Raw genomic sequence first — 24852 nt, 5'->3', positions numbered from 1 at the left:
GTCTTTCGTTTAATTGTTGATTTGATATTTTCTGAAGGTATTGATTTTACTGATGATCTTCTCAATTTGTTCTTACTACACCAATGATCTCTTCTTCATCGATGAGTCCTATATATCTTGAATCCATCGCATTATCACGATTATCACCCATAACAAATATCTTGTTTTCTGGAATTACTAAAGGTCCGAAAAAGTTTGCATTCCAATTTGCGTTGTAGACTTTACTCACAATCGGATTTGGTTCACTCACTTTCATTAAGTTTCTCTTATAGTCGTTTTTCGCTGCAATAGAATCTTTTAAATGAACTAAGTAGCTGTCTTGCGTAAGGTATGCCTCTTGATAATCCGGGTTATCCATAACATTATTCATTTGCTTTTCAGAAATAAAATACGCATGTTTTAGATTTAAACTACTATCTACATTTGAACTGTTTATAAAAGTAGTACTGTTTTTGATTCGAAGTGTATCACCTTCAGTGGCAATAAGTCTATAAATATATGCACCGATTCCAAAGACTGAATCTTTATGCTTAAAGAGAACGAAATCGTTCTTCTTTGGCTTCCATAAACTGGAACTAATTATAAATGTTCCTTGTTCCAGTGCTGGCTCATTTGCAGTTGTTGAAATGTGATAGGTCTTCAATAAATTCTGATTAAAAAAGAAGATGATTCCTCCTACAATCAGAATCACAGCTAAAATGAGCAGAATAATGTGATTTTTTTTCAAACAAGGTGATTTTAATAAATGGCTTATTAGCTAACTTTCTTCTTTCTCTTTCTGAAAAAGTCAAATATAAACCAGCCTGCTAAGAATACAAGGAAGTATTTGAAATAGGAAACAGGTGCTCCTTCACCACCAACAGTAGTGAACATGCGCTCCCATCGGATTTTATTCATAATTCCTTTTGCATTGGTATCCCAACTCATCCATACGAAAACCGGTTTTCCCAGAACGTGTGTAAAAGGTACAAAACCCCACATTCTAGCATCTTGAGAATTGTTTCGGTTGTCTCCCATCATCCAATAATAATCCAACTTAAAAGTGTATTCAGTTAGAGGCGAACCATTAAGTAAAACTTCGGTACCCGACTGAGTTATTTTATTGTCATACCCAATTTCACTTCCTTCATATACTTCAATAATTCTTCGGTAGAGTGGAAGGGTCTCGGGTGTGATTGCAACAGTAGCACCCGCTTTCGGAATATATAAAGCGCCAAAGTAATCTGTATTCCAATTGTAATTGGGATCTTGTGGGAAAGTAGCAGCATTTCCTTCGCCTTCTTTTCCTTTAAGTGATACCACATTCACAACGCTGGGGTTCTTTTTTAATAACTCCAAACTTTCATCCGAAATAGCTGCAAAGTAATAGACATTCCGCTGATTGTCATACTGATAACGATCGGTGAGGTTGTAGCGATCCATTAACAATTGTGGGTTAATTGCACTGTTCGTCTGAACCGCGTATGCAAACTGAAGCTTTGCCCGGCTAGGCAACTTATTTTGTTCGCCGTTGATAAATACATAGCCATCGCGCACCGAAAGTGAATCTCCCGGTAAGCCTACACAGCGTTTTACGTAGTTGGATTTTTTATCCAGTGGTTTGATATCCACCTTACTAAAAGGGTCGGTAATATTGGTTAGCGTATCTGTTGGCCAACTAAACACAACAATATCGTTTCTTTTTATCTTCTGAAAACCGGGAAATCTAAAATAGGGTATTTGCGGTTTCTTTATGTATGATTTTGATTTAACTACTGGAATGGTATCGTGCACCATTGGAAAGGATAGCGGTGTCATTGGCAGTCTTGCGCCGTAATGAAACTTACTTACGAATAAGAAATCTCCCACTAATAAAGTTTTTTCTAAGGATGAAGTCGGAATTGTAAACGGTTGCATTACGTATGTATGTACTATAGTCGCTGCAACTACAGCAAAAAGAATAGAACTTACCCATTCTCCCCCCGAAGTGCGAGGTTTTAAGGACCTATCCTCTATGTATTTTACATCCTGAGTATAGTTTATATAATAGATGTAAAGTCCGCAAGTTAGTACTCCTAAAAGCGTATCGATCATGCTGTTTTTTCCGAAGCTGCGCAGTGTTTCTACCCAAACTACCGGAAACATAATTAGGTTTACAATAGGGATGAAAAGCAAGATTGTCCACCACCACGGGCGATTAATTATTTTCATTAATACTACAGCGTTGTATACCGGAACTGCGGCCTCCCAGGCGTGTCGCCCTGCTTTAACGTATAATTTCCAGGTACCTAGAAAATGAATCACTTGTACTGCGATTATAAATAGTAACCAACCTGTCCAACTCATATTTTATTTCTTTTATTCTGAAAGGTTTACACCTTTTTAAAATGTTCAATCTTTAAATCGATTCAAAATATTTCAACTAAGAATAGTTTTTGAACCTTTATCAAAATGTAAATTACTTTATTTCTAACATCTAACATCTAACATCTAACATCTAACATCTAACATCTAATATCTAATTCAACCAATCTCCAACACATCTTTCATGGTAAATATACCTTTTTTGTCTAAAATCCATTCTGCAGCCATAATAGCTCCTATGGCAAATCCATCCCGACTATGAGCTTCATGTTTTATTGAAATTGTATCAATTTCCGAAGTATAGTAAACACTATGTGTTCCCTTAACATCATCAATTCGTCTAGCTTTTATTTCAATAGCATCTGGGTCTCCTTCATTGAGTGTCCATTTTTTCTTTTCTGAATGCTTTATAATTCCTTCAGCTACTGTAATGGCGGTGCCACTTGGGGCATCTTTTTTCTGAGTGTGATGAATCTCCTCGATGGATACCTTGTATTCCGGCCACGAATTCATGACGGTTGCAAGCTGTTCATTTAATTGAAAAAATAGATTTACGCCAACACTGAAGTTGGACGCATAGATGAAACTTCCGTTACGGTCTTGGCAAAACTTTGTGATTTTCTGAAATGCTTCCAACCAGCCGGTAGTACCTGAAATTACAGGGATGCCGGTTTCTAATCCGAGCAATATATTTTTTTCGGCAGTTTCAGGAGTAGAGAAATCGATGGCAGCATCAGCTTTATGTAGTTCACCTTCCGAAGCACTACTGGTTTTTTTATACACAATTGTATGTCCTCTTTCCGAAGCTAATCGTTCTATGGTTTTACCCATTTTACCATATCCTAAGAGTGCTATTTTCATTTTATTGAATATCGAAGTGACAATCCGTAGTTGGGCTGAATGTTTACCGAATTATAATTTAAGCTAGGCTGTAATGAAAGATCTTCACTCACATTATATTGTCCAAGATGCGCATCAACATTGGCGTCAACTATGTTTAGTAAGTAGAAGGCCAGAGAAACGATAATACTTACATCTTTGTTTTTTTGTGCTGATTTTTGAGCATCAATAAGTCGATCGCTCGAGATGGTTGGCGTAGTTCCAGTCCCGTAAAATTCATCATCTGTGTACCCCGCCAAGCGTCTTTTGTATGCATTTCTGAAGCGATCGTAATCGTTATCTTGCTGAATATAAAAATAGACCCCTGCAGCCATTCCTGCATAAATAACAGGAATTTTCCAGTATTTTTTATTGTATGCCTGACCTAAACCAGGAATCACGGCAGAATAAAATGCAGCTCTTGAAGGTGCTAAAGGATCATAAGGTTCTTTAGGAGATAGCGAATCCTTAACCACAAGGACTTTGACATTTTTTACCGTTAATGTATCATTTTCTTGGGCAAAAAGGGTCGTCGCCAAAAGGAGGAATAGGATATGTATTGTCCTACTTTGCACTTTTAATAAGCTTCAGGATTTGTTGAAAATCTTCTTCATTCTTGAAAGGTAGAATAAGCTGACCTTTGCCTGAACTGCTAAGCTTTATATCAACTTTACGATCAAAAATAGTAGACAGGTTTATTTTCGCTTCTTTGGCGAAATTAGGTACTGTCTTTTTAGTTGGCTTGGCTTTTTCTTCCGGAGCCTTATAATTTCTCACCAAAGCTTCTGTGTCTCGAACTGATAGATTATCACTGACAATCTTTTCGTAAATATCTAGTTGTAGATTGGTGTCATCTACGTTTATTAGTGCTCTTCCATGACCCATTGAAATAAAGCCATCCCGCATTCCTGTTTGAATAATTGGGTCTAACTTCAACAATCGTAAGTAATTTGCTATAGTAGATCGGTTCTTCCCAACACGATCGCTAAGCTCTTCTTGTGTTACTTGAATTTCTTCGATTAGACGTTGGTAGGATATTGCAATTTCGATTGGATCCAAATCCTGTCGTTGAATGTTCTCAACCAATGCCATCTCGAGCGATTCCTGATCATTGGCGATTCTTATATAAGCTGGTATCGTTTCCAGACCTACTAATTTCGAAGCTCTGAACCTACGTTCTCCACTTACTAATTGATAGGTGTTAAAATCGAGTTTACGTACCGTAATTGGCTGAATTACACCTAACTCGCGAATCGAAGAAGCGAGCTCTCTTAGGGATTCCTCATTAAAACTTGTCCGTGGCTGAAATGGGTTGACGTCGATCGCATCTAGATCTAACTCAACAATACTTCCAACTACTTTATCCGCATTTTTATCAGCAACAGATTGAATATCGTTCGAGGGATCTTTTAGTAATGCTGACAGGCCGCGGCCTAAGGCTTGTTTTTTTGTCGCTTTCGCCATCTTCTCCTACTTGTTTTTTTCAATTAATTCTTGCGCCAAACTTAAGTAATTATTGGCACCTGTACTACCCGCGTCATAACTTATAATACTTTCACCATAGCTAGGGGCTTCACTTAAACGCACATTTCGCTGAATGATTGTTTTAAATACCATTTCGGTGAAGTGCTTTTTCACTTCTTCCACCACCTGATTCGATAGGCGAAGTCTGGAATCGTACATGGTTAATAATAAACCTTCTATATCCAGATTCTCATTATGTATTTTCTGAACGCTTTTTATGGTATTGAGCAGTTTTCCAAGACCTTCCAGTGCAAAATACTCACATTGAATAGGTATGATTACTGCATGAGCTGCCGTAAGTGCGTTCAAAGTTAGTAATCCAAGAGAGGGTGCACAATCTATTAAAATGTAATCGTAATCTTTGGCGAGATCGGATATAGCCGACTTCAACATTGATTCACGATTTTCCTTATCAACTAGTTCAATTTCGATTGCTACCAGGTCAATATGGGCTGGAATAAGATCTACGTTGGGAGACTTGGTTTTAATAATGGCTTCTCTCGCACTTATAGTATGTTCTATTACCTGATAAGATCCTGCTTCTACTTCCTCAACATTTATACCCAATCCCGATGTTGCGTTTGCCTGGGGATCGGCGTCAATTAATAAAACTTTCTTTTCAAGAACACCTAAGGAAGCGGCTAAGTTTACCGATGTAGTTGTTTTTCCGACACCTCCTTTTTGGTTTGCGATTGCAATTATTTTACCCATTAATTATTTCTAAAATTCAGGTTAAAAATACGATTAATTATGCGGATTGAAAATGAATTTTGTTAACAGGAAGTGAACAAAATTCAGACACTTGACTTTCAAGCCTCAGCACACACATTATAGTTTTGTTATACATAAAAGTTCCTTCCGAAGAATAAGAAGGAACTTTTATAAAATTTATATTTTTAAGGTGTTATTTGCTCTTTTTAGAGCGTATCATCGCCTCCAGCATATCCCACATTTGCTCAGGTACTTCTTCCAGAAGATTCATTTGTCCGGCACCTTTTAACCATTCTCCTCCATCAATTACAACTACTTCTCCATTGATGTAAGCAGAAAAGTCTGAAACCAGATAAGCCGCGAGATTCGCTAATTCCTGATGATCTCCAACGCGTTTTAATGGTACTTTTTTAGATAAGTCAAATTTCTCTTTTAAATCTCCCGGTAATAATCTGTCCCATGCTCCTTTTGTAGGGAAAGGTCCCGGTGCGATGGCGTTGAAGCGCATTCCGTATTTAGCCCATTCTACTGCTAATGATCTTGTGAGCGCTAAAACACCGGCTTTTGCGGTTGCACTTGGAACAACATACGCAGATCCTGTAAAAGCGTAGGTTGTTACAATATTTAATACTGTTTTATTAGTTTCCTTCTTTTCAATCCAATGCTTTCCGAAGGCAAGAGTACAGTTTTTTGTTCCTTTTAAAACGATATCGATGATAGTATCGAACGCATTGGCCGAAAGTCTTTCAGTAGGAGAGATAAAATTACCCGCCGCATTATTTAATAATACATCAACGGTTCCAAATTCTTTAACCGAAGCTGCTACCATAGCTTCTACTTCATCGTAATTACGTACATCGCACTGAACAGGTAATACTTTTCCACCAGTTGCTGCCTCTAATTCAGTTTTTACGGTTTGTAATTTCTCTATATTTCGGGAAGTGATTACAACATTGGCACCTAATTCTAAAAAGTAAGTAGTCATCGCTTTTCCAAGACCACTACCACCACCGGTAACTACGATTGTCTTACCTTTTAATGCGTCATCACGCAACATTTTTGCTTTAAAATCCATAGAAGTACATTTTGTGTAACAAAAGTAGGAAATCTAGGCTAATTTATTATGCTTGCATAGTAAATAATTTTTAGATTTTCATTTTAGCGACTTATTAAATAATTGCTGTGTTTTCAAATTACGAATCCTTTTCCCATAAGAAAGTCGAATTCAAATTTCATGAGTACTGGGTATACACCACGCAATGTTTAAATCGAGAATCGTTTAAAATAGCCGGATGCTGTACGTTTCCAACGTATTTCATGCCGCATTTTTTCATCACATTTTCTGAAGCCACGTTTGTGTCGGTGGCAAATGATAGAATCTCTTTAATACCGAAGGTTTGAAAACCGGCATCCAAACAAGCTTTTGCAGCTTCTGTAGCATAACCCTTTCCCCAGGCAGCTTTTTTTAAGCGCCAACCAATATCGACACAAGGTGTAAAGTCGCTTTCCCACTCCTGATTTTTCAAACCTGCAAACCCTATAAATTCACCAGTTTCCAATACATCAATCGCAAAATAAGTATAGCCATAGATGTCGAAATGCTCTTTTAGTCTGTTTATAAGCTCTGTAGTTTCTTCTTCGGAAAGTGTCTTCGGAAAGTGACGCATTACCTCCTCATCACTGCACATCTCATAAAACGGTGCTACATCTGAAGCAACCCAATTACGAAGACCGAGTCTTTCGGTTTTTAGGATGTAGGTTTTTGTAGAAATGATTATTTTAAGAATTAAGAATTATTGTCTTTTGTCTAAATATTCAGATATCCAACGATCCATTAGCGGTCACCTATCAAATTAAGATCGTTCTCGATATTATTTCTTTTCGTTCCACTTCAAGAAATCACTCGAACTGACATTTTATCTAACATCCGACATCTAACAATCCACCAATTTAAACTCATTCAACCGAATCAATCAAAATCTGAAGCAACTCAATTGCAGCCTCACTAATTTTAGTACCGGGACCATAAACAGCAACGGCTCCGGCATCGAACAAAAACTGATAATCTTGTGGCGGAATTACACCTCCCACGATCACCATAATGTCTTCCCGACCATATTTCTTGAGCTCTTCAATTACTTGAGGCACAAGTGTCTTATGTCCTGCTGCTAAGGAAGATACTCCAAGAATATGAACGTCATTTTCCATCGCCTGCTTTGCTGCCTCGGCCGGGGTTTGAAATAACGGACCAATATCAACATCAAAACCAACATCGGCATAGCCGGTCGCCACAACCTTAGCACCACGGTCATGACCATCTTGGCCCATTTTAGCTATCATGATACGCGGACGCCTACCTTCCAGTTCTGAAAACTGATCGGCCATTTCTCTTGCTTTTGCAAAAGTTGGGTCCTTTTTTATTTCTTTACTATACACACCGCTAAAAGATTTAATTTGTGCTTTGTAGCGCCCAAACTTCTCTTCGAGCGCGTCGCTAATTTCTCCTAAAGTAGCTCTTTCACGAGCTGCTTCAATAGCTAAAGCTAGTAAATTTCCCTCACCCGATTTAGCAGATTGGGTTAAATTATTCAAGGCATTATTCACTTTTTTAGTGTCTCTTTCAGCTTTTATTTTATTTAATAGTTCAATTTGACCTTTGCGAACCTTCTCATTGTCAACATCTAAAATCTGTAAGGGATCTTCTTTTTCTAAGCGATAATTATTTACACCAACAATGATATCTTGTCCACTATCAATGCGTGCTTGCTTGCGTGCAGCAGCTTCTTCAATCCTTAGCTTCGGAATTCCGGCTTCAATAGCCTTCGTCATTCCTCCAAGCTCTTCCACTTCCTGAATCAATTCCCAAGCGCGGTTTGCAATATCATTGGTAAGATTTTCAACATAATAACTTCCCGCCCATGGATCTACAGTTTTAGTGATCTGAGTTTCCTGCTGAAGATAAATTTGTGTGTTTCTAGCAATTCTAGCCGAAAAATCGGTTGGAAGTGCAATAGCTTCATCAAGGGCGTTGGTATGTAATGATTGTGTTCCGCCAAACACGGCTGCAGCAGCTTCAATACAAGTTCTGGCTACATTATTAAAAGGGTCCTGAGCAGTTAAACTCCAACCGCTTGTCTGACAATGAGTTCGCAAGGCTAGCGATTTTTCCTTCTTCGGATTAAATTGTTTTACCAATTTGGCCCATAACATCCGAGCCGCTCTCATCTTGGCGATTTCCATAAAATGATTCATTCCAATTGCCCAAAAAAAGGAAAGCCTTGGTGCGAAAGTGTCTATGTCCATTCCGGCGGCGATTCCGGTTCTAATGTATTCTAGACCGTCAGCCAAAGTGTATGCCAATTCAATATCACAGGTCGCTCCGGCTTCCTGCATATGATATCCTGAGATGGAAATAGAATTGTATTTCGGCATCTTTTCCGAAGTAAACTCAAAAATATCACTGATAATCTTCATGGAAGGAGCAGGAGGGTAGATATACGTATTACGCACCATAAACTCCTTTAAAATATCGTTCTGAATGGTTCCTGCCAAGGTTTCAATAGATATTCCTTGTTCTTCCGCAGCAACAATATAAAAAGCCATTATAGGCAACACCGCGCCATTCATGGTCATAGATACACTCATCTTGTCCAACGGAATTTGATCGAAGAGAATTTTCATATCTTCCACACTATCGATTGCAACACCAGCCTTCCCAACATCCCCAACAACTCTTGGATGATCACTGTCATAACCTCTGTGGGTGGCCAAATCGAAGGCAACCGACAAGCCTTTTTGCCCTGCAGCTAAGTTTCTGCGGTAGAAGGCATTACTGTCTTCGGCAGTCGAAAAACCGGCATATTGTCGAATAGTCCAGGGCCTTCTCACGAACATGGTAGAATAAGGACCACGTAGATTAGGTGCAATACCTGCAACAAAATCTAAATGTTTCAGATTCGAAAGATCCTTAGCGCTATATTGCTTTTTCACATCGACCTTTTCGGCAGTCGAAAAAGTTACATCCGATTGTGAATTGTTCGTTTTAACTATCGAATTCTTTAAGCTTATATGTTGCAGATTCTTTCTTGCCATTACATGATAATTTTTCGGGAATAATGTTCAAAATACGATTCACTCATGACTATTCTGTTTTTAAGCGTTCCTGTTCCGTTTTTTCTGCAAGTCTTCTTTCTATAATTGGTTCAATTAGTGTTTTACGAGGATTAGTTTTTACAAAAGGATACAAATCGAGATTCTCTTTCATGTGATCCTGCTGATTGGGATGGAAATTGGTTCCTAGTAGTTTAATTTCCCCAGAATCGAATAATTTCTGTTCTCTTGATGCACTTTCTTTAATTTTTCTTTGAATGGTACCTTCTTTGAGTTGCTTTAGAAATCCGCCATTGGCTTCGATATCTTTAAACAGACTCAAGGCTTTTTCGGCTAATTCGTCGGTTAAGGCCTCAATATAATAGGTACCATCTGCGGGATTACCGGCCGTTTCAAAATAACTTTCGGCTTTCAGAATTAATAATTGATTACGTGAAATTCGTTCTCCAAATTCATTGCTTTTATGATATAGCACATCGTAAGCTAAATTTGAAATTGTGTTTGCACCTCCTAGCACCGCGCTCATACATTCGGTGGTGGTACGGAGCATATTTACGTTATAATCGTAAATGGTTTTATTCCTTTTTGAAGGGATAGCCAATATAGAACATTCCTGCTTTTTGGTGTATTCTGAAGCGAGTGCTGCATAAAGTTTTCGTAAAGCACGAATCTTTGCGATTTCAAAAAAGTAGTTTGAGCCAACAGAAAGTTGAAAAGTGATTTTCAAATTTTCTTCTGAAACTTCCTCAAAGTGATTTAGATATTCGTTTGCATGTGCAAGGGCATAGGCAAGTTGCTGAACCATATTGGCTCCAGCATTCTGGTATAGACTAGCATCGACACTAATAAATCGCTCCTTTGGTAATTTCTGAAGAAGGGAATCCAATATTTCATGATCCTTTTTCAGGTTAAAAAACCAGTTACCAGTCCTCGTAAGGTTACCAATGAGGTCGATATTGTAGTAAATTTCCCAAGCTGGATTCTTGAAAAATTGCTTCAGACGAAGGATAAAGGCTTCAGAAAGAAACGTAAACTGAAAATAAATTTTTGTTTTTTTTGGTGAACACCCTTTAAAAACAACCTTCGGATCAAATTCTTCAGCCGAAGAAAAGATAATAGCCTCAGCTCCTCTTTCCAAGGAATCTAAGGTTAATCTGTTTGCTATTTTTTCATCATCGATAAAAATTTGCTGAGCAATATTCCAGTTCAATGGTTGGCCGGGTATAGTAGAATAATCCGCTTTCTGATCGTCATTATGATAAAACGGCTTGACATTAATCCCCTCCAAGCTCTGCCAGATCAGGGTGTCGTTATAGTCGGCTCCCTTGAGATCTACCTGTATCTTTTGCTTCCATTGTTTTGCAGAAACAGTATCGAATTCATTAAACAGGAAATCACTCATCTTTCTTCTTTTTTTTAAGGCTGTCCTCGTTTTCTATGATAAAAATATCCTCTTTTTCTTTTTTCAGATAGTATTTTTCACGTGCGAATTTTTCAATCTGCTCGCTATCTTTCATTCGTTCAATAAAGACCTTATCGTTTTTTATTTCCTTCTTGTAAAACTCTTTATTATCTTCCAGTGCATTTACATCATGGTTGAGTTCGTTGTGAATTAGAAATGAATTGGTGTCGAAAAAAAACATCCAAATAACGAATAACAACAATATAAGCACATATTTATTGCTAATTAGCCGCAGCCATTTTTTCTGTTTTAATTCTGAAATTTTCACAGGTCTTTAGGCTAATTTTTGATGAATAATACTGCGAATTAGATTTACCGCAACTGTGTTATATCGGTTTGTAGGTATAATGATATCTGCAAACTCCTTGGTTGGTTCTATAAACTGCTGATGCATTGGCTTTAGCGTTGTCTGATAACGGTTAAGTACCTCTTCTAAGTCTCTGCCTCTTTCCGAAATATCTCTTTTTAATCTTCTAATTAGCCGTTCGTCACTATCGGCATGCACATAAACCTTTATATCGAACATTTCCCGAATTTCGGGATGCGTTAAAATTAAAATACCTTCAACAATTACCACTTTTTTGGGGTAGGTGGTTATAGTTTCTCCAGTGCGATTGTGTTCTACAAACGAATACACCGGTTGTTCGAAGGAATGGCCTTTCCGAAGTTCTTCCAAATGACTTACCAATAAAGCGAAATCTATAGAATTAGGATGGTCAAAATTGATCTTTATCCTCTCTTCGTAAGTGAGATGACTCGTATCCTTATAATAGGAATCCTGTGAAATCACACATACCTCGTCTTTCGGAAGCTCTGCAACAATTTGTTCAACAACAGTTGTTTTACCACTTCCTGTACCACCCGCGATACCAATTATGAGCATATAGTTTTAGCTTTTTACAAAAATAGAGATTAACTTAAATAGAAGCTACCTTAATTAATAAAACATATAGTTACTTTTCAACAGCCGTTACCTCTGCTTCAGTGACCATTTTATCCTGTGTGTTACCCCATGAATTCATGACATAATTCATAACGTTGGCGATTTCTTCATCACTTAGTCCCATAGGGGTCATCACTCCATTGTAGGTTAAACCGTTGACTTTAATTTCGCCATTTTGCCCAAACTTCACTGCGCGGATACTTTCTTCTCTCTTCTCTGTCAGCCAATCTGAACCCGCCAAAGGAGGAAAATTATTAGGGATCCCTTTACCATTTGGCAAATGACATTGAAGACAAAAATTTTGATACACTTCATTGCCTTTTTCAATGCTCACTTCCAGGCTGGTTTGATTGACTTCTGAATTTTGCCCGATCTGTATTTGAGTTTTTTTCTTTTCTGAATTATTACAGGAGATTAGAAAGATGAGACATAAAAGCGGAACATTTCGTTTTAATTTCAATAATTGCATAGGTTTTTAGTATTTCTGAAGGATAAAAGTATTATTTTGTTATAGCTGCTACTTCCTGAGGGGTTACTATATTAACTTGTGTGTTGTCCCAGGAATTCATGATATAATTCATCACATCGGCTATTTGGGTGTCGTTTAAATTCATCGGTTCCATTACTTTATTATAGGTCTTTCCATTAACAACTATTTCACCCTCCTGACCAAATTTAACACCTCTTATACTTTCCGTTCTGTTATTTGCTAAATAATCCGATCCGGCCAGAGGAGGATAGCTCTTTCCCATTCCTTTCCCTTTGGGACGATGACAGCGGTTACAATACTCCTTGTATACAATCGCGCCACGGTCGATACTTGCTTCAAGGTCACTTTGCATTGACTCTAAAACAACATCCCGATACCTCATTAAATTAGGATCTTGGTTTATTTCAGAAAAAAACAATGAAATAATAATCAAAGGCAGGAATAAGAGACCGTATAAGTTTTTCATATTAGTTAATCTTCAAATTAATTGGGAACCATTTTCACAATTCCCTGACCTTCAACTCCTATGTAAATATAGCCATCGGGTCCCATTTTCACATTTCTTACACGACCCACATCTTCTGCGATTTTTTGACGACTAATTAATTTAGTTCCTTCAAATTTCAGCAATTCTACATAATTAAATTTCAATGAGCCTACTAAAAGTTGCCCCTTCCAATCGGGATATTTATCGCCGGTTACAAATGCCATTCCGCAGGGAGCAATAGAAGGCACCCAATAGTAAACAGGTTCTTCCATATCCGGTCTGGAAGTTTCATCGGTGAACTTTGTACCGCTGTAATTAATCCCATACGAAATTACGGGCCAGCCATAATTAGCACCTTTCTTCACAATGTTTATTTCGTCACCACCCTTAGGACCGTGTTCATGAATCCATATTTCACCAGTTTCAGGATGTTTTGCTATTCCCTGAGGGTTGCGATTTCCATAGGTGAAAATTGCTTTTTTTGAATTAGGTGTATCAATAAACGGGTTGTCTGCCGGAATACTTCCATCGTCATTAAGTCTATAAATTTTCCCTCCGTCACGAGATATGTCTTGCGGATTTACATCCCGATCTCCTCTTTCGCCGATAGAAAAATAGAGATAACCTTCATTATCAAATTCAATTCTGGAGCCAAAATGCTGTCCGCGGGTAGAATTTGGTGTTGCTTTATAGAGTTTTTCGATGGATGTGAGAGCGGCATCCTTCAATTTGCAACGAATTAGCGCAGTATTTCCACCTTTATCTTCTCCTTCTTCCGAAGAATACGTGATATAAATCCAGCCATTTTCACTGTAATTAGGATGAAGTTCGATATCCAAAAGGCCTCCCTGTCCGCGGTTATAGACTTCAGGCACGTTTTTAATTTCTGTTTTTTCCCCGTTTCTGAAGTGAATAAGTTCGCCGCTTTTTTCTGTTATCAACATACTTCCGTCTGGCAACCACGTCATACCCCATGGATTCGATAGATTTTCTACCACTTTTTCAATCGTATAGGTTCGATCTGCTGTTGTAAGCTCTGTTTGAGATACAATTTCACTGTTTTTTGCAATTTCCTTTTCTTGCTTTTTGCTTTCTTGCGATGATGGACAGGCAGTTAAAAACAATAGAGAGGAGAAATAGAAGATATAGAGTTTCATATCAAATTTTTACTCTGAAAGATACTAAATCGGGCGGGAAATAAAAAACCCCAACCATTACACGATTGGGGATATTGCGGGGGATTTAAGTCTCTCCACAAAACATAAGCAATGTGTGGGTCTCTGACTTATATAAACATACGTAATATTTCGGATTATAGTTTTTAAATAAGGTGTTTTTTTATTAAAACTACTTTTTTTGAAGCTGGGTGCTGTTTACTTCGGAAACTCATTTGCTTTGCTCAACATAATAAGTTCCAATTTGAAAAAAAGTTGTACCTTTTTAATCTCCCTAGAATGAGGTGGCTATCTTGAATTGAAATGATTGTCACCTTTATATTTGATTGGTATCCCCAAAATTACATCAGTCTTTTTAATAATTGAATCAACCTTATAGCAATTATATGATACCAATAAAAAAAATAATAGTCCACGGCGAGATGGAGAAAGATGCCGATGGCAATTTCATTTATAATCTAGTTTCAAGCAATCGTGCCGGAGCAGATTCGCATGAAATCGATCTCGAAAAAGATGGAGACCTCATGGAATTTGAACTGGATGATGGCACCATTTGGATGTGCGATGCTTCCACTATGCATGAGATCTATCCTGAACTAGATCCTGCTGTTAACCCTAGTTTAAATAGAGATGGTAAGGATGGAGTGTTTGTGTTGGAACCCACAATTGACGCACCGAGTACTGAAAGAGGAATAATAGGAAAGATTGCCATAAAGGTTTTAAAGATATTTGCAAAAAAGGCAATAAGTGCGGGAGTTGTTGCGCTCGCATCGAAGCTCGAAGAAAAGAACCTTCAGAATGGTATTCCGGAAGATAGTGATGTCTGGGAGACAATGGATAAGAATGAATTTTTAGAAAAAGGTGCCGGTCTTTTTAGAATTGATGAAAGCTTTGGCTTCAAAGCTGTTGATTTTACAAAAACAAACAATGCTACAAATGGTACTTCCAATGCTTCGTCTCAAAAGCCATATTTTCTATTTATTCATGGAACAAATTCTGATACGCTTGGGGCTTATGAAGATTTGAAAAATTCATCGGTTTGGCCTGTATTGTTTCAAACCTATGGAGAAAATATACTTGCATTTCAACATAGAACACTTACTAAAAGTCCGCTTGAAAACACAGTGGAACTTGCTAAAATGCTTCCAAAAAATGCAGAGCTACATCTATTGACTCATTCAAGAGGAGGTCTAGTGGGAGACGTTCTGAGCAAATACGCCGGGGATAATCCTCCCGGTTTCAATGAAAGACAAGTTAATTATTTAGATGAAGAAGAAAAGAGGGAGAGAGATGTTGAAAGTATTAAAGAATTAAATAAGGCTTTTTCTAATAAAAAGATATACATAACCAAATATATAAGGGTTGCATGTCCGGCGGCAGGAACGAAACTTGCCTCGCAGCGACTAGATCATATACTTAATGTCTTTTTAAATCTACTAACTGTTGTTGGCGGAGGATTTGGAGATGTTTTAAAGGAATTGCTTTCCGAAGCCATAAAAAGTAAAGCAGACTCAAATGTACTTGCAGGTGTCGAAGCTATGCATCCCGATTCCCCTTTTCTCAAGGTTTTAAACGATCCCGGAGATGATAGTGCAATTGAAGGGGATGCTTTATCTGTTATTTCAGGTAATGGACGGGTGAGTTTTACAGGTCAAGGATTGTTTGTGATTCTGGGAAGGTTATTTTACTGGCAGAGAAACGATCTTGTAGTGAATACAGACTCTATGTACTTGGGTGTGAAGAGGAAAGAGAAGATTCGTTATTTTTTCGATCAAGCTGCGAATGTTAACCATGTTCGATACTTTGAAAATGACAGAACACGTGAGGCAATAGAAGTAGTGATACGATCCAAAGAGGGTGAAGTAATACAGGGATTTAAGGATGTTTATCAAATGTCTGTTCCCGGTAGTGACAGGGGAGGAATTGAGCACGGAGAACTTAAACCATCCGATTTACCACCGGCAGGAGATAAGCCAATTGTGATTATGCTCCCAGGGATTATGGGGTCGAATTTATCGCAAAAAAATAAGGAGATCTGGCTTCAATATGGACGCATATTAAGTGGAGGTTTATTACAACTAGAGTATTCCGATTCTAATAAGATAGTTGCAGACTCTGTTGTAGAGACATCCTATAAGAAGTTATACGATCGATTAAGCGATGTCTATGATGTTGTAATTTATCCCTTCGATTGGCGTAGACCACTTACTGCTTGTGTAAGCGATTTTAACAAAAAAATTGAAGATTTACTGAAGATTGGGCAACCCATAAAAATTATTGGACATTCGATGGGAGGCGTCCTTGTAAGGGATTTTATGGTTTCCCACCCTACGACTTTAAGTAAATTAAGGGAACATTCCGAATTTAAGGTACTCTTTCTTGGTTCACCACTTGGTGGGTCACATCGTATTCCAGCTGTCTTATTTGGAAAAGATGCGATTATCAATAAATTGAGTAAACTGGATCTTTTTCATTCAAAGAAGAGATTATTAACCATGTTTTCGAAATTCCCCGGTATTCTAAGTTTATTGCCATTGACGGATAAAGGAGAGAACGATTTTGCGAATATTGAGACATGGCAAAAAATGCGGGAATATTTTGGAGAAGAAGACTGGCCGTTACCACGGGAAGCAGATTTAACCGACTTCAGAAAATATAGAGATACAATAAATTCAAGTCTGAAGAATATAGACTATAAAGATATGGTGTATATCGCCGGAAAAGATAAAATGACCCCTTGTGGTTATTATCTGGAAGACTACGATAAGGGCAAAAAAGAGAAAAAGAAGCTCTATTTCCTATACACTAATGAAGGAGATCAGAGTGTTACATGGGAATTGGGAATTCCGAAGAAAATGATAGAGAATGATACGGTGTATTATTCTAGAATGACACATGGAGCGCTAGCAAACGATGCTGAATTATTCCCTGCTATTGAAGAAATTCTGTTAACAGGAGAAACCGGACTTATTCGTAAAACCCGACCACTTATTCGAGGAGAAGAGAAAGTATTTAGAGCCGAACCGGATCTGGATTTTGATATTTCTGAAGGTGGATTGGCACATACAATATTTGGCGTAGGTGCAACTAAATCACCTGAGGGAAGTATACTACCATTAAATGTTACAATTAGCAATGGAGATCTAAGGTACGCTTCGTATCCAATACTTGCAGGCCATTTTCTTAACGACGGAATTCTTTCGGCAGAGAAAGCAATCGATCGTTATTTGAACGATAGCTTGTCGGCCAATCACTTTTTGGGATTATATCCCGGCGGAATTAGTACACATTCCTATTTTGATCGACTTCCGGGAAGTGATTTTCCTGGGTCAATAATTGTTGGGCTAGGTGAACCTGATCAGCTCACTTCTTTTCAACTAACCAAAACGATAGAACAGGGTGTATTAAATTATATGCTTAGAATTCGTGGAGACAACAGCATGAATAACACCGTGGGTGTTTCAGCTTTAGTAATTGGATCAGGATATGGAGGATTGTCGGTTGAAAGTTCCATAAAGGCAATTATTGAAGGGGTGAATCGTGCGAATGTTAAAATAAGAATGTTATTCGAAGAAGGCTACAAAACAATAGGACATTTAGAATTTGTAGAGTTGTATGAAAACAGGGCATTGAATTGCATGTATGTAATTAATAAGATTGCTAAAAATGAAAATTCATCGTACAATATTCAAATTGGTAATAAGAAAATAAAAAATCTTCTAGGGGTTAGAAAAATGATTCCTTTAGATACTACAGATGATTGGTGGAAACGGATCACAATTGTTGGAAAAACTGAAGACGAGTCTAAAGATAAGATGTCAAGTATGTTATTTAGTGTTTCTACAGGAGATTCAAGGGAAGAAGAGGTGGAGCTTCAGAGTAGTACATCTTTGATAGATATGTTTGTTTCTGAAATATCACGTAATCACAATTGGAATGATTGTACAGCAAAGACATTATTTGAGCTTTTAATTCCGAATGAATTCAAAGAGAAGCTCAAACGAAAAGGAAATATGTTCTGGATTCTTGATGATGACACCGCATCCTATCCTTGGGAATTGTTACAGGATAACACTACAAATGCAGATCCGTTGTGTATCGATGCTGGAATGATAAGACAGTTAAAAACAAAAGACTTTAGAGTAAACATAAAACGTGTTGCAGCTAATGATGCTTTAGTGATTGCTGATCCCAATTTACATGGTTTTATTGGTCAGCTAAAGGGTGCGAAACGAGAAGGATTAGAAGTAAAAGAGGTTTTGGAAGGAGTGGGCTATCCCGTAAATGATATTATAGGTAGCGATGCTGCAACAATAATTAGAAGTTTATTCTGTAAAGACTATTCGATTATTCACTTAGCCGGACACGGAATATATAACCCGGATGATCCAAAGAAATCTGGAATGGTGATAGGAAAAGATTTATTCTTAACTGTTTTTGCGATCCAACAAATGGCAGTGGTACCTGAATTAGTATTTATAAACTGTTGCCATCTAGGTTACTCAAGTTCCGAAGATTCAAAATATTATGAGAACCGTTATAAACTAGCTGCCAACATTGGAACTCAGTTAATAAGAATGGGCGTAAGAGCGGTGGTTGCTGCCGGATGGGCAATTGATGATGCCGCAGCCAGCCTTTTTGCAAAATCATTTTACTCAGGAATGTTTTCCGGCTGTAATTTTGGAGATGCTGTAAAAAATGCTCGTAAACAAGTATATCAGGAATACCCGGAGAATAATACCTGGGGAGCTTATCAATGTTATGGAGATCCCTTCTTTAAATTGAAGCAAATTAGCTCTTTTTCAGGTACGTGGAGTCCTAGTTACATTGCCTCACAAGAGGCGGAAGTGGATTTAGATAATCTTCTCAATAAGCTGGAAATGGCTACCAGAATTGATAAGAATTATCTATCCGATTTAAACGCAATAATTAAGGCGGTTAAGCGGGATGTGGAAATTACACCTCGCATAATGGAGAAAGAAGCGAGAATTTATCAGGAACTGGGAGAATATGCAAAAGCAATTGAAGGCTACGAAAAACTCCTGAAGTTAGAGAATGCCGAATTCTCTTTTAGATGTATGGAAAGGTATTGTAATATCAGAGCTAAATCGTTCGTCCGTGAATTTTTTGAGATTAAAATAGATCCTAAGGATAAAAAGAAAAATGACAGAGAAAAAGAACGTGAGGAGATCCGTAATATCGCTTACCTAGCAATGGATTTTAGGGTAATCCCTGATTTAGGTGTTTTGGTGAACGCAGGTGTTACATCTGAACGTTTAACCCTGTTGGGAAGTGCTTACAAACGATTGTCTATGCTTGCTGTAGGATTCAATGAACGAATTCGTGCATACAAAGGCGCCTATGCTTATTATTCGAGAGCGTATTCACACGAAAACAACAAACAGAAGGTATACGCACTTACTAATATGATTGAATTAGCGGCGATATTAAAATATAATGGTGTTTATAAAAGCAAAGGAAAATTCACATTCGAGGATAAGGTCTATGAATTTAATACAGATTCCGATTACGTCAAAAATCTTGATGAAGAACATGAAAAACTTCAGAAAAAATCTAATTTAGAAAATCTGGATTATTGGGATATGATTGATTACCTGAATATAGATTTGTGCTTATTGTTAATTTCTGAAGACGATAAAACTTCTAAAAAATGGAAGAATTTCATTGAAGAATTTAAAACAGTTTGGCAAAAGGCGGGCTCAATAGCTAAGAAGACTGCAGAAATTGAACATATTGAATTTCTGATACATGCGTTGAAAAAAGCAGCAGATACTAACACCGAATTCTATGATCGACGAATAGCTAAAGATGAAAAGATAGATGATAATTTTAAATCGTATACAGGAGAACTAAAAGAGGCTTTAGAAGCTGCCAAAAAACATCTTAAGAGCAAACAGAACAAGGTGGGGACTAAAAAAGCGACAAAAGCTGTTAAGCCAGTCGTAAAGAAAGTTAGTGCTAAGCCAAAAAAGAAAGGTAAATAGTCACTTTGTTGCTAAAATACTGGGTCTAATTAAGCTAGCTGGATCGGACTTAAAAAAAATAAAGATTTTTCAGTAAGTAGCTTGCAGGAAGGAATAAATTAATTACTTTTGCACCTCACTTTTCGGGGTGTAGCGTAGCCCGGTCATCGCGCCTGCTTTGGGAGCAGGAGGTCGCAGGTTCGAATCCTGCCACCCCGACATCAACCACTGAGAAATCAGTGGTTTTTTTGTGCTATAAATTTGGGAAAATATGTGTGAGTCCATTACGACGAATTGTTTATAAAAATATAATCAAATATTAGAGATCGCAGATTCCCCCGAAGCATCGGGGCTGCCACCCCGACATCAACCACTGAGAAATCAGTGGTTTTTTTGTGCCATAAATTTGGGAAAATATGTGTGAGTCCATTACGACGAATTGTTTATAAAAATATTATCAAATATTAGAGATCGCAGATTCCCCCGAAGCATCGGGGCTGCCACCCCGACATCAACCACTGAGAAATCAGTGGTTTTTTTGTGCATTTAACTTAAGCAATTGGAGTTTTATCTTTGAGCATTCAGTTGGTTTACAATTTTAATTAAAGATATCCCTTTTATAGGTTGCAGGTTCCCCCGAAGTATCGGGGCTGCCACCCCGACCAAAACCACTGATTTTTCAGTGGTTTATTTATAGATGATTACGATTGCAAAAGTTCAGGCTTAACCTTTTTTTAAATCTTCAATCATTTGATTGTAGTCTGTTTCCTTTATTCCAAGAGTCTTCATCTTTAAATCTGCGTAGTCCGATGCCATTCCCTTAAAGAAATGCGGTTCATCTTTGCATAATGTGATTGCTTTTTTGTACCAATCTATAGCTTGCTCATTTTCACGCTGCATATAATAACAATGGCCAATATTCATTGGTATTTCGAATAAAACATTCTCCTTTTTAGAGCTCCACGCATTTAATAATTGTGTTTTACCTTCTTCAGTTTTGTGTTGAATCAATAGATTAAACCCATAAGTATTTAGATATTCGGCATTTTGTGGTTCTAATGCTACCGCTTTTTCAAAACAATTAATCATTTCAGAAAAATCTTTCTTCGCATTTTTAAGTGATATCCCTTTTGAAAACCAACCAAGTGCATGATCCGGATTTAATTCCGTTGATTTCGAAAAACATCGTATACCTTCCAGAAAATCTAACTTTCTAGAGTAACCATAACCCAAATTATACCAAGCCAAATAAGAGTCTGGATTAATTTCTATTGCCTTTTTCAAGCAATCTATACCTCTATCGATGTCATTTCCACTCCTAACTAGAACAGATCCTAAATTTGTTAAATCTAGAGGATTATCATTTTTAAGCACTAACGCTTTTTCAAAACATTTGATCGCCTCTTTATAATCCAGCTTGCCAATGTATTTGGCGAGACCTAAATTTGACCAATAGGTGTGATTATCGGGCTGCAGGTCAATGGCTTGTTTAAAAAGTGCAATACTTTTGTCATAGTCTTTTTTTAAATCAAAATAGACCTTGCCCAAATTGTTTATAGTAAAATGATGGTCTTTTTGTATTAGCAATGCTTTATTATAAGTAGCTATAGCTTTATCGTATTGTTTCAGTTCATTGTAAGTGAGCCCCATAGTATTCATCGCTTCGAAATAGTCGGGTTTAATTTCGATGGCCTTTTCTAAATATTTGAGAGCGGAATCAAACTCTTTTTTTTCACCATAATAAAGCCATCCAAGGTTATAATAAAATAAGTGATTCTTGGCGTCCAATTCAACAAGCTTCAGAAAACAATCAATGGCCATTTCATAATTTTTCTGCTCAACATGTAAAATCGCCAGATTATTCCAGGCCAATTGATAATCGGGTTGTATTTTTAGCGCTTTTTCATAATTGTTTATTGCCACATCATAGTCTTTTTTAGCAAAATATGCGTACCCTAAATTATTTAAAGTGGTTGCTAAGTCTGGTTTTAGTTGTAATACTTTATTATACTGAATTATTGCGTCGTCAAATTGCTTAAAATGAGTGAATGCATAACCATACCCAAATAAGCATCCTATATTTTCGGGTTCAAGTTCCAATGCTCTTTTAAAATATGTGATGGACTTCTTTTTCTTATCTTCTAGTCTATAAAGATTTCCTAAATTTCTGTAAGCTCGGGTATAGGTGGGTAATATTTCGATGGCTTTTAGGGTCACTGCTTCCGCTTCATTAAATTTCCCTAGTTTACTATATACGACCCCCAATGCATTCTGACAATATGCCTTGCTCTCAATATCGTTGTGGTATTCAGAATTAATAAGAGATGTAAATAGATCCAATCCCATATCATTTTCCGAAGACAAATAATTACCAATTCCATTTTTTATTCTATCTCCCCATTCGATAGATTCTGTCAATTCTCCAGCCTGAGAGAGAACCTCTCCATAAATTGTTAGGTCTTCAAATGGCACCTTCTTCATTCCAGAAAGCACAAAAAATCTAATAAATTCGGGTAAGTATCTCTTATAATTAGCACATAATTTATGATACCATGATTCTAAGCTTAGGCTTCTCCATTCGTCATCCGCAAAATTCTTTTCTTCTTCTTCGCTTTCTATTCTCACCGCTAGATTGGTATAATAATCAGCTAAGTCAGTATGAATTTGTTCCCAGGTTTCAAACGATTCGCCTTTCGTATAATGCAGCATCTGTTTTCGTACAATTGGATGGTAAATCCAATTTCCACCTCTGTTTTGCACAAATGGCCTGTCTTTAAGCCAGTTAAATAGAAGGTCTATATGTTTATCTTCCACAGTTAACAACCTCTTTATAATATCGGCATTTAATTTCCTAGGTAGAGACGCTAGACGCGCTAACTTTTTTTGTTCCGGATTTGTGATATGTCTAAGAAACCTTTCCACAACCTTTTCATTTGGGTGTGAAATATGCGCCATCTGATCCGGGTTTTCATCTACTAGAAGAGCAAGATAAACTGGTAAGCAGCCAGAAATTGAGATAATCGATGCGATAACATCTTCATCAATAACACCCTTCTTTAAAAGGAATTCTTTAGTCTCTTCTTTTGTAAAAGGGAGTAGTGAGATATAAGATATTAAGCCCAATGAATCTTTCCATGTAATGGAGTCTAACTTATTCCTTCCGCTAAAAACCAATGTAATATTATCAGGAACGTAGCCGTATTTCTCCTCCAATAACTCAGCGAACCACTTATCGAGATTAGGATTTGAATTTTCATAAGTATCCAGGTTTAAAATTATATTTTTCTCATCGCAGCAATCATATAATTCATCTAGCCATACGGGAGTGAGTTTTTTCAATGGATAAAGCGCTAATTCCACATCTTCTTTATTGTCGAACTTCCTCCATGCAAAATCCGCTAGTTCGCCTGTCTTTTTGGCAAGATTATCAATAGGAAGTAAATCTTTTACAATTCCACCACCAGGAATAAATTCGGCGGCAACACTAACGCCAATCTTTAAACTTTTACTCGCAACATTATCTAAAAGACTGTCAGGTCGATGAGGATCCCCTTCCAATTCACTTCGTTTGCGCAAATAATGTTTATAAAGTTTATTGAACTTTTTAAATTCAAAACCATTTTCCTCCAACAGACTTGCAATCTTAGCCATCACCGACGGAATTGGATATAATTGTATGTCTTCCATGTCTAAAAGGACAGAACATGCACCATGATTTTCAGAAAGTTCTTTGAAATACGTTAATAGAGTGGTTTTACCTACGCCACCTTGTCCATGTATAGAGAAAATGTTCTTAAATGAATTGTCGTTTGGGTTTAGTTTTAAATTGGAGGTGAATTGTTCTATTTGTTTCTCTCGTCCTACAAAAATTTGCTGCTGCGATTGCGCTTTCTTCTTTCCTAAGGAACGACGACGTTTTGGTGAAAAATCCATCTAAACTGGGTTAAAAAATGAACAATTTTTTTATTTGCAATTAGTCAGAAGGGGAGAAGACTAATTACGACCATTTGTAAATGGCTTTTATTTGAAGACTTGAAATTAAGGAATTTAAAACAATTTTGTTCCCTTATTTTAAATAAATCACGTTGATTTTCATGTCGTAAAACAACGATCCTTTTTCGAGACTTGAGCCAATCGCTGGTTTAAACACACTCTTAAAAATTGATTTACGGTAATTAATTAGAAGTTATCTGTAATCATTGCCTCACTATTTGTTGCATTTTTCCACAAAGCTTATCTTTATCAAAATTTATATAAATGCAATCAAAATTTAAAGCCGTTGTCAACGATTCTTTTGAGTTTTCTTTACTTCGGAAGGACACTGAAATGCTCGATATTGTGTCTAAAAATAATGAGTCACATATTGTTGTGAATCACAATTCCATCATAGCGAAAATAACTGAAGCTGATTTCAATAAGCGATGTTATACAGTCCAGATAAATGGTAACAGTTATACAGTAAAAATAGAAAATGAATTAGACGCTCTAATTGCCGAAATGGGCCTTTCATTAGGTGAAGACACGGTAACAAACGAAATTCATGCGCCGATGCCGGGTTTGATTTTGGAAGTTTCTGTTTCGGAAGGTCAGAAGGTTAATCAGGGTGATACACTCTGTGTACTGGAAGCGATGAAAATGGAAAATGCATTAGTGTCCCCACGCGATGGCGTTATTAAATCGCTTAAAATTACAACGGGAGGAACCGTGGATAAAGGGGATTTGTTAATCGAATTTGAAGTCTAAA

The 24852-nt window shown here is 37.2% G+C and carries 18 protein-coding genes and 1 tRNA gene; 3 read left to right on the top strand and 16 right to left on the bottom strand.

Annotation, left to right across the window (positions count from 1 at the left end):
* Positions 1-61 precede the first annotated feature (61 nt).
* From lepB (BXY75_RS08470) to BXY75_RS08400, 15 genes are all read right to left on the bottom strand, one after another.
* Positions 62-727: a signal peptidase I gene (gene lepB, locus BXY75_RS08470; protein ID WP_170152870.1), complete on the bottom strand. Its 666-nt coding sequence runs from the start codon at positions 725-727 to the stop codon at positions 62-64.
* A 26-nt stretch (positions 728-753) separates the two neighbouring features.
* Entirely contained in the window at positions 754-2325 is a 1572-nt protein-coding gene (lepB, locus tag BXY75_RS08465) for a signal peptidase I (RefSeq protein WP_121907269.1), read from the bottom strand.
* A 177-nt stretch (positions 2326-2502) separates the two neighbouring features.
* Positions 2503-3204, bottom strand: coding sequence for a 4-hydroxy-tetrahydrodipicolinate reductase (gene dapB / locus BXY75_RS08460; protein WP_121907268.1), 702 nt, complete (start codon positions 3202-3204; stop codon positions 2503-2505).
* Positions 3201-3761: a DUF5683 domain-containing protein gene (locus tag BXY75_RS08455; RefSeq protein ID WP_245962945.1), complete on the bottom strand. Its 561-nt coding sequence runs from the start codon at positions 3759-3761 to the stop codon at positions 3201-3203. The genes dapB and BXY75_RS08455 overlap by 4 nt, the downstream gene beginning before the upstream one ends.
* Before the next feature lie 25 nt (positions 3762-3786).
* On the bottom strand, positions 3787-4686 hold the full coding sequence (locus BXY75_RS08450) for a ParB/RepB/Spo0J family partition protein (RefSeq protein ID WP_121907266.1): 900 nt from the start codon (positions 4684-4686) through the stop codon (positions 3787-3789).
* A 6-nt stretch (positions 4687-4692) separates the two neighbouring features.
* Entirely contained in the window at positions 4693-5457 is a 765-nt protein-coding gene (locus tag BXY75_RS08445; protein ID WP_121907265.1) for a ParA family protein, read from the bottom strand.
* Between the two features lie 193 nt (positions 5458-5650).
* Positions 5651-6532 (bottom strand): SDR family oxidoreductase, encoded by an 882-nt coding sequence (locus tag BXY75_RS08440; RefSeq protein ID WP_121907264.1) that lies wholly within the window; start codon positions 6530-6532, stop codon positions 5651-5653.
* A 157-nt stretch (positions 6533-6689) separates the two neighbouring features.
* Positions 6690-7211 (bottom strand): GNAT family N-acetyltransferase, encoded by a 522-nt coding sequence (locus BXY75_RS08435; protein ID WP_262697284.1) that lies wholly within the window; start codon positions 7209-7211, stop codon positions 6690-6692.
* Between the two features lie 202 nt (positions 7212-7413).
* Positions 7414-9549, bottom strand: a complete 2136-nt coding sequence (scpA, locus tag BXY75_RS08430; RefSeq protein ID WP_121907262.1) for a methylmalonyl-CoA mutase — start codon at positions 9547-9549, stop codon at positions 7414-7416.
* Between the two features lie 49 nt (positions 9550-9598).
* Complete coding sequence (locus tag BXY75_RS08425) at positions 9599-10969, bottom strand: methylmalonyl-CoA mutase subunit beta (protein ID WP_121907261.1); 1371 nt, start codon at positions 10967-10969, stop codon at positions 9599-9601.
* The gene (locus BXY75_RS08420; RefSeq protein ID WP_121907260.1) at positions 10962-11297 is read right to left on the bottom strand and encodes an FtsB family cell division protein; all 336 of its coding nucleotides are present in this window, start codon (positions 11295-11297) and stop codon (positions 10962-10964) included. Before BXY75_RS08420 ends, BXY75_RS08425 begins: the two co-directional genes overlap by 8 nt.
* Positions 11298-11303: 6 nt before the next feature.
* Positions 11304-11912 (bottom strand): uridine kinase, encoded by a 609-nt coding sequence (gene udk, locus BXY75_RS08415; protein ID WP_121907259.1) that lies wholly within the window; start codon positions 11910-11912, stop codon positions 11304-11306.
* 70 nt (positions 11913-11982) lie between these two features.
* Positions 11983-12441 (bottom strand): c-type cytochrome, encoded by a 459-nt coding sequence (locus BXY75_RS08410; protein ID WP_121907258.1) that lies wholly within the window; start codon positions 12439-12441, stop codon positions 11983-11985.
* Between the two features lie 31 nt (positions 12442-12472).
* Positions 12473-12928 (bottom strand): c-type cytochrome, encoded by a 456-nt coding sequence (locus BXY75_RS08405; protein WP_245962943.1) that lies wholly within the window; start codon positions 12926-12928, stop codon positions 12473-12475.
* A 17-nt stretch (positions 12929-12945) separates the two neighbouring features.
* Complete coding sequence (locus BXY75_RS08400; protein WP_121907257.1) at positions 12946-14106, bottom strand: PQQ-dependent sugar dehydrogenase; 1161 nt, start codon at positions 14104-14106, stop codon at positions 12946-12948.
* A 404-nt stretch (positions 14107-14510) separates the two neighbouring features.
* On the opposite strand from BXY75_RS08400, the gene BXY75_RS08395 reads away from it, so the two are divergent.
* Together BXY75_RS08395 and BXY75_RS08390 are read left to right on the top strand one after the other, a co-directional pair.
* The gene (locus BXY75_RS08395) at positions 14511-20129 is read left to right on the top strand and encodes a CHAT domain-containing protein (protein ID WP_121907256.1); all 5619 of its coding nucleotides are present in this window, start codon (positions 14511-14513) and stop codon (positions 20127-20129) included.
* Positions 20130-20252: 123 nt separating this feature from the next.
* Positions 20253-20327: transfer RNA gene (locus tag BXY75_RS08390), tRNA-Pro, on the top strand.
* A gap of 504 nt (positions 20328-20831) precedes the next feature.
* On the opposite strand, the gene BXY75_RS08385 is transcribed toward BXY75_RS08390, so the two are convergent.
* Positions 20832-24041: a tetratricopeptide repeat protein gene (locus tag BXY75_RS08385; protein ID WP_121907255.1), complete on the bottom strand. Its 3210-nt coding sequence runs from the start codon at positions 24039-24041 to the stop codon at positions 20832-20834.
* A 324-nt stretch (positions 24042-24365) separates the two neighbouring features.
* Here BXY75_RS08385 and BXY75_RS08380 point away from each other — a divergent pair, with 324 nt between their 5' ends.
* Positions 24366-24851: a biotin/lipoyl-containing protein gene (locus BXY75_RS08380; RefSeq protein ID WP_121907254.1), complete on the top strand. Its 486-nt coding sequence runs from the start codon at positions 24366-24368 to the stop codon at positions 24849-24851.
* Position 24852 lies beyond the last annotated feature (1 nt).

The sequence above is a fragment of the Ulvibacter antarcticus genome (genome assembly GCF_003688405.1).
GTDB classification, from domain to species: domain Bacteria; phylum Bacteroidota; class Bacteroidia; order Flavobacteriales; family Flavobacteriaceae; genus Ulvibacter; species Ulvibacter antarcticus.
The sequence above is the reverse complement of the archived record's forward strand: the minus strand, read 5'-3'. Positions and strand labels throughout refer to the sequence as shown.

Excerpts from the sequence above, each read along its gene's own strand:
- lepB (WP_121907269.1), bottom strand. The coding sequence starts at position 2,325 with ATGAGTTGGACAGGTTGGTTACTATTTATAATCGCAGTACAAGTGATT.
- dapB (WP_121907268.1), bottom strand. The coding sequence starts at position 3,204 with ATGAAAATAGCACTCTTAGGATATGGTAAAATGGGTAAAACCATAGAA.
- BXY75_RS08450 (WP_121907266.1), bottom strand. The coding sequence starts at position 4,686 with ATGGCGAAAGCGACAAAAAAACAAGCCTTAGGCCGCGGCCTGTCAGCA.
- BXY75_RS08445 (WP_121907265.1), bottom strand. The coding sequence starts at position 5,457 with ATGGGTAAAATAATTGCAATCGCAAACCAAAAAGGAGGTGTCGGAAAA.
- BXY75_RS08440 (WP_121907264.1), bottom strand. The coding sequence starts at position 6,532 with ATGGATTTTAAAGCAAAAATGTTGCGTGATGACGCATTAAAAGGTAAG.
- scpA (WP_121907262.1), bottom strand. The coding sequence starts at position 9,549 with ATGGCAAGAAAGAATCTGCAACATATAAGCTTAAAGAATTCGATAGTT.
- BXY75_RS08425 (WP_121907261.1), bottom strand. The coding sequence starts at position 10,969 with ATGAGTGATTTCCTGTTTAATGAATTCGATACTGTTTCTGCAAAACAA.
- udk (WP_121907259.1), bottom strand. The coding sequence starts at position 11,912 with ATGCTCATAATTGGTATCGCGGGTGGTACAGGAAGTGGTAAAACAACT.
- BXY75_RS08410 (WP_121907258.1), bottom strand. The coding sequence starts at position 12,441 with ATGCAATTATTGAAATTAAAACGAAATGTTCCGCTTTTATGTCTCATC.
- BXY75_RS08405 (WP_245962943.1), bottom strand. The coding sequence starts at position 12,928 with ATGAAAAACTTATACGGTCTCTTATTCCTGCCTTTGATTATTATTTCA.
- BXY75_RS08400 (WP_121907257.1), bottom strand. The coding sequence starts at position 14,106 with ATGAAACTCTATATCTTCTATTTCTCCTCTCTATTGTTTTTAACTGCC.
- BXY75_RS08395 (WP_121907256.1), top strand. The coding sequence starts at position 14,511 with ATGATACCAATAAAAAAAATAATAGTCCACGGCGAGATGGAGAAAGAT.
- BXY75_RS08385 (WP_121907255.1), bottom strand. The coding sequence starts at position 24,041 with ATGGATTTTTCACCAAAACGTCGTCGTTCCTTAGGAAAGAAGAAAGCG.
- BXY75_RS08380 (WP_121907254.1), top strand. The coding sequence starts at position 24,366 with ATGCAATCAAAATTTAAAGCCGTTGTCAACGATTCTTTTGAGTTTTCT.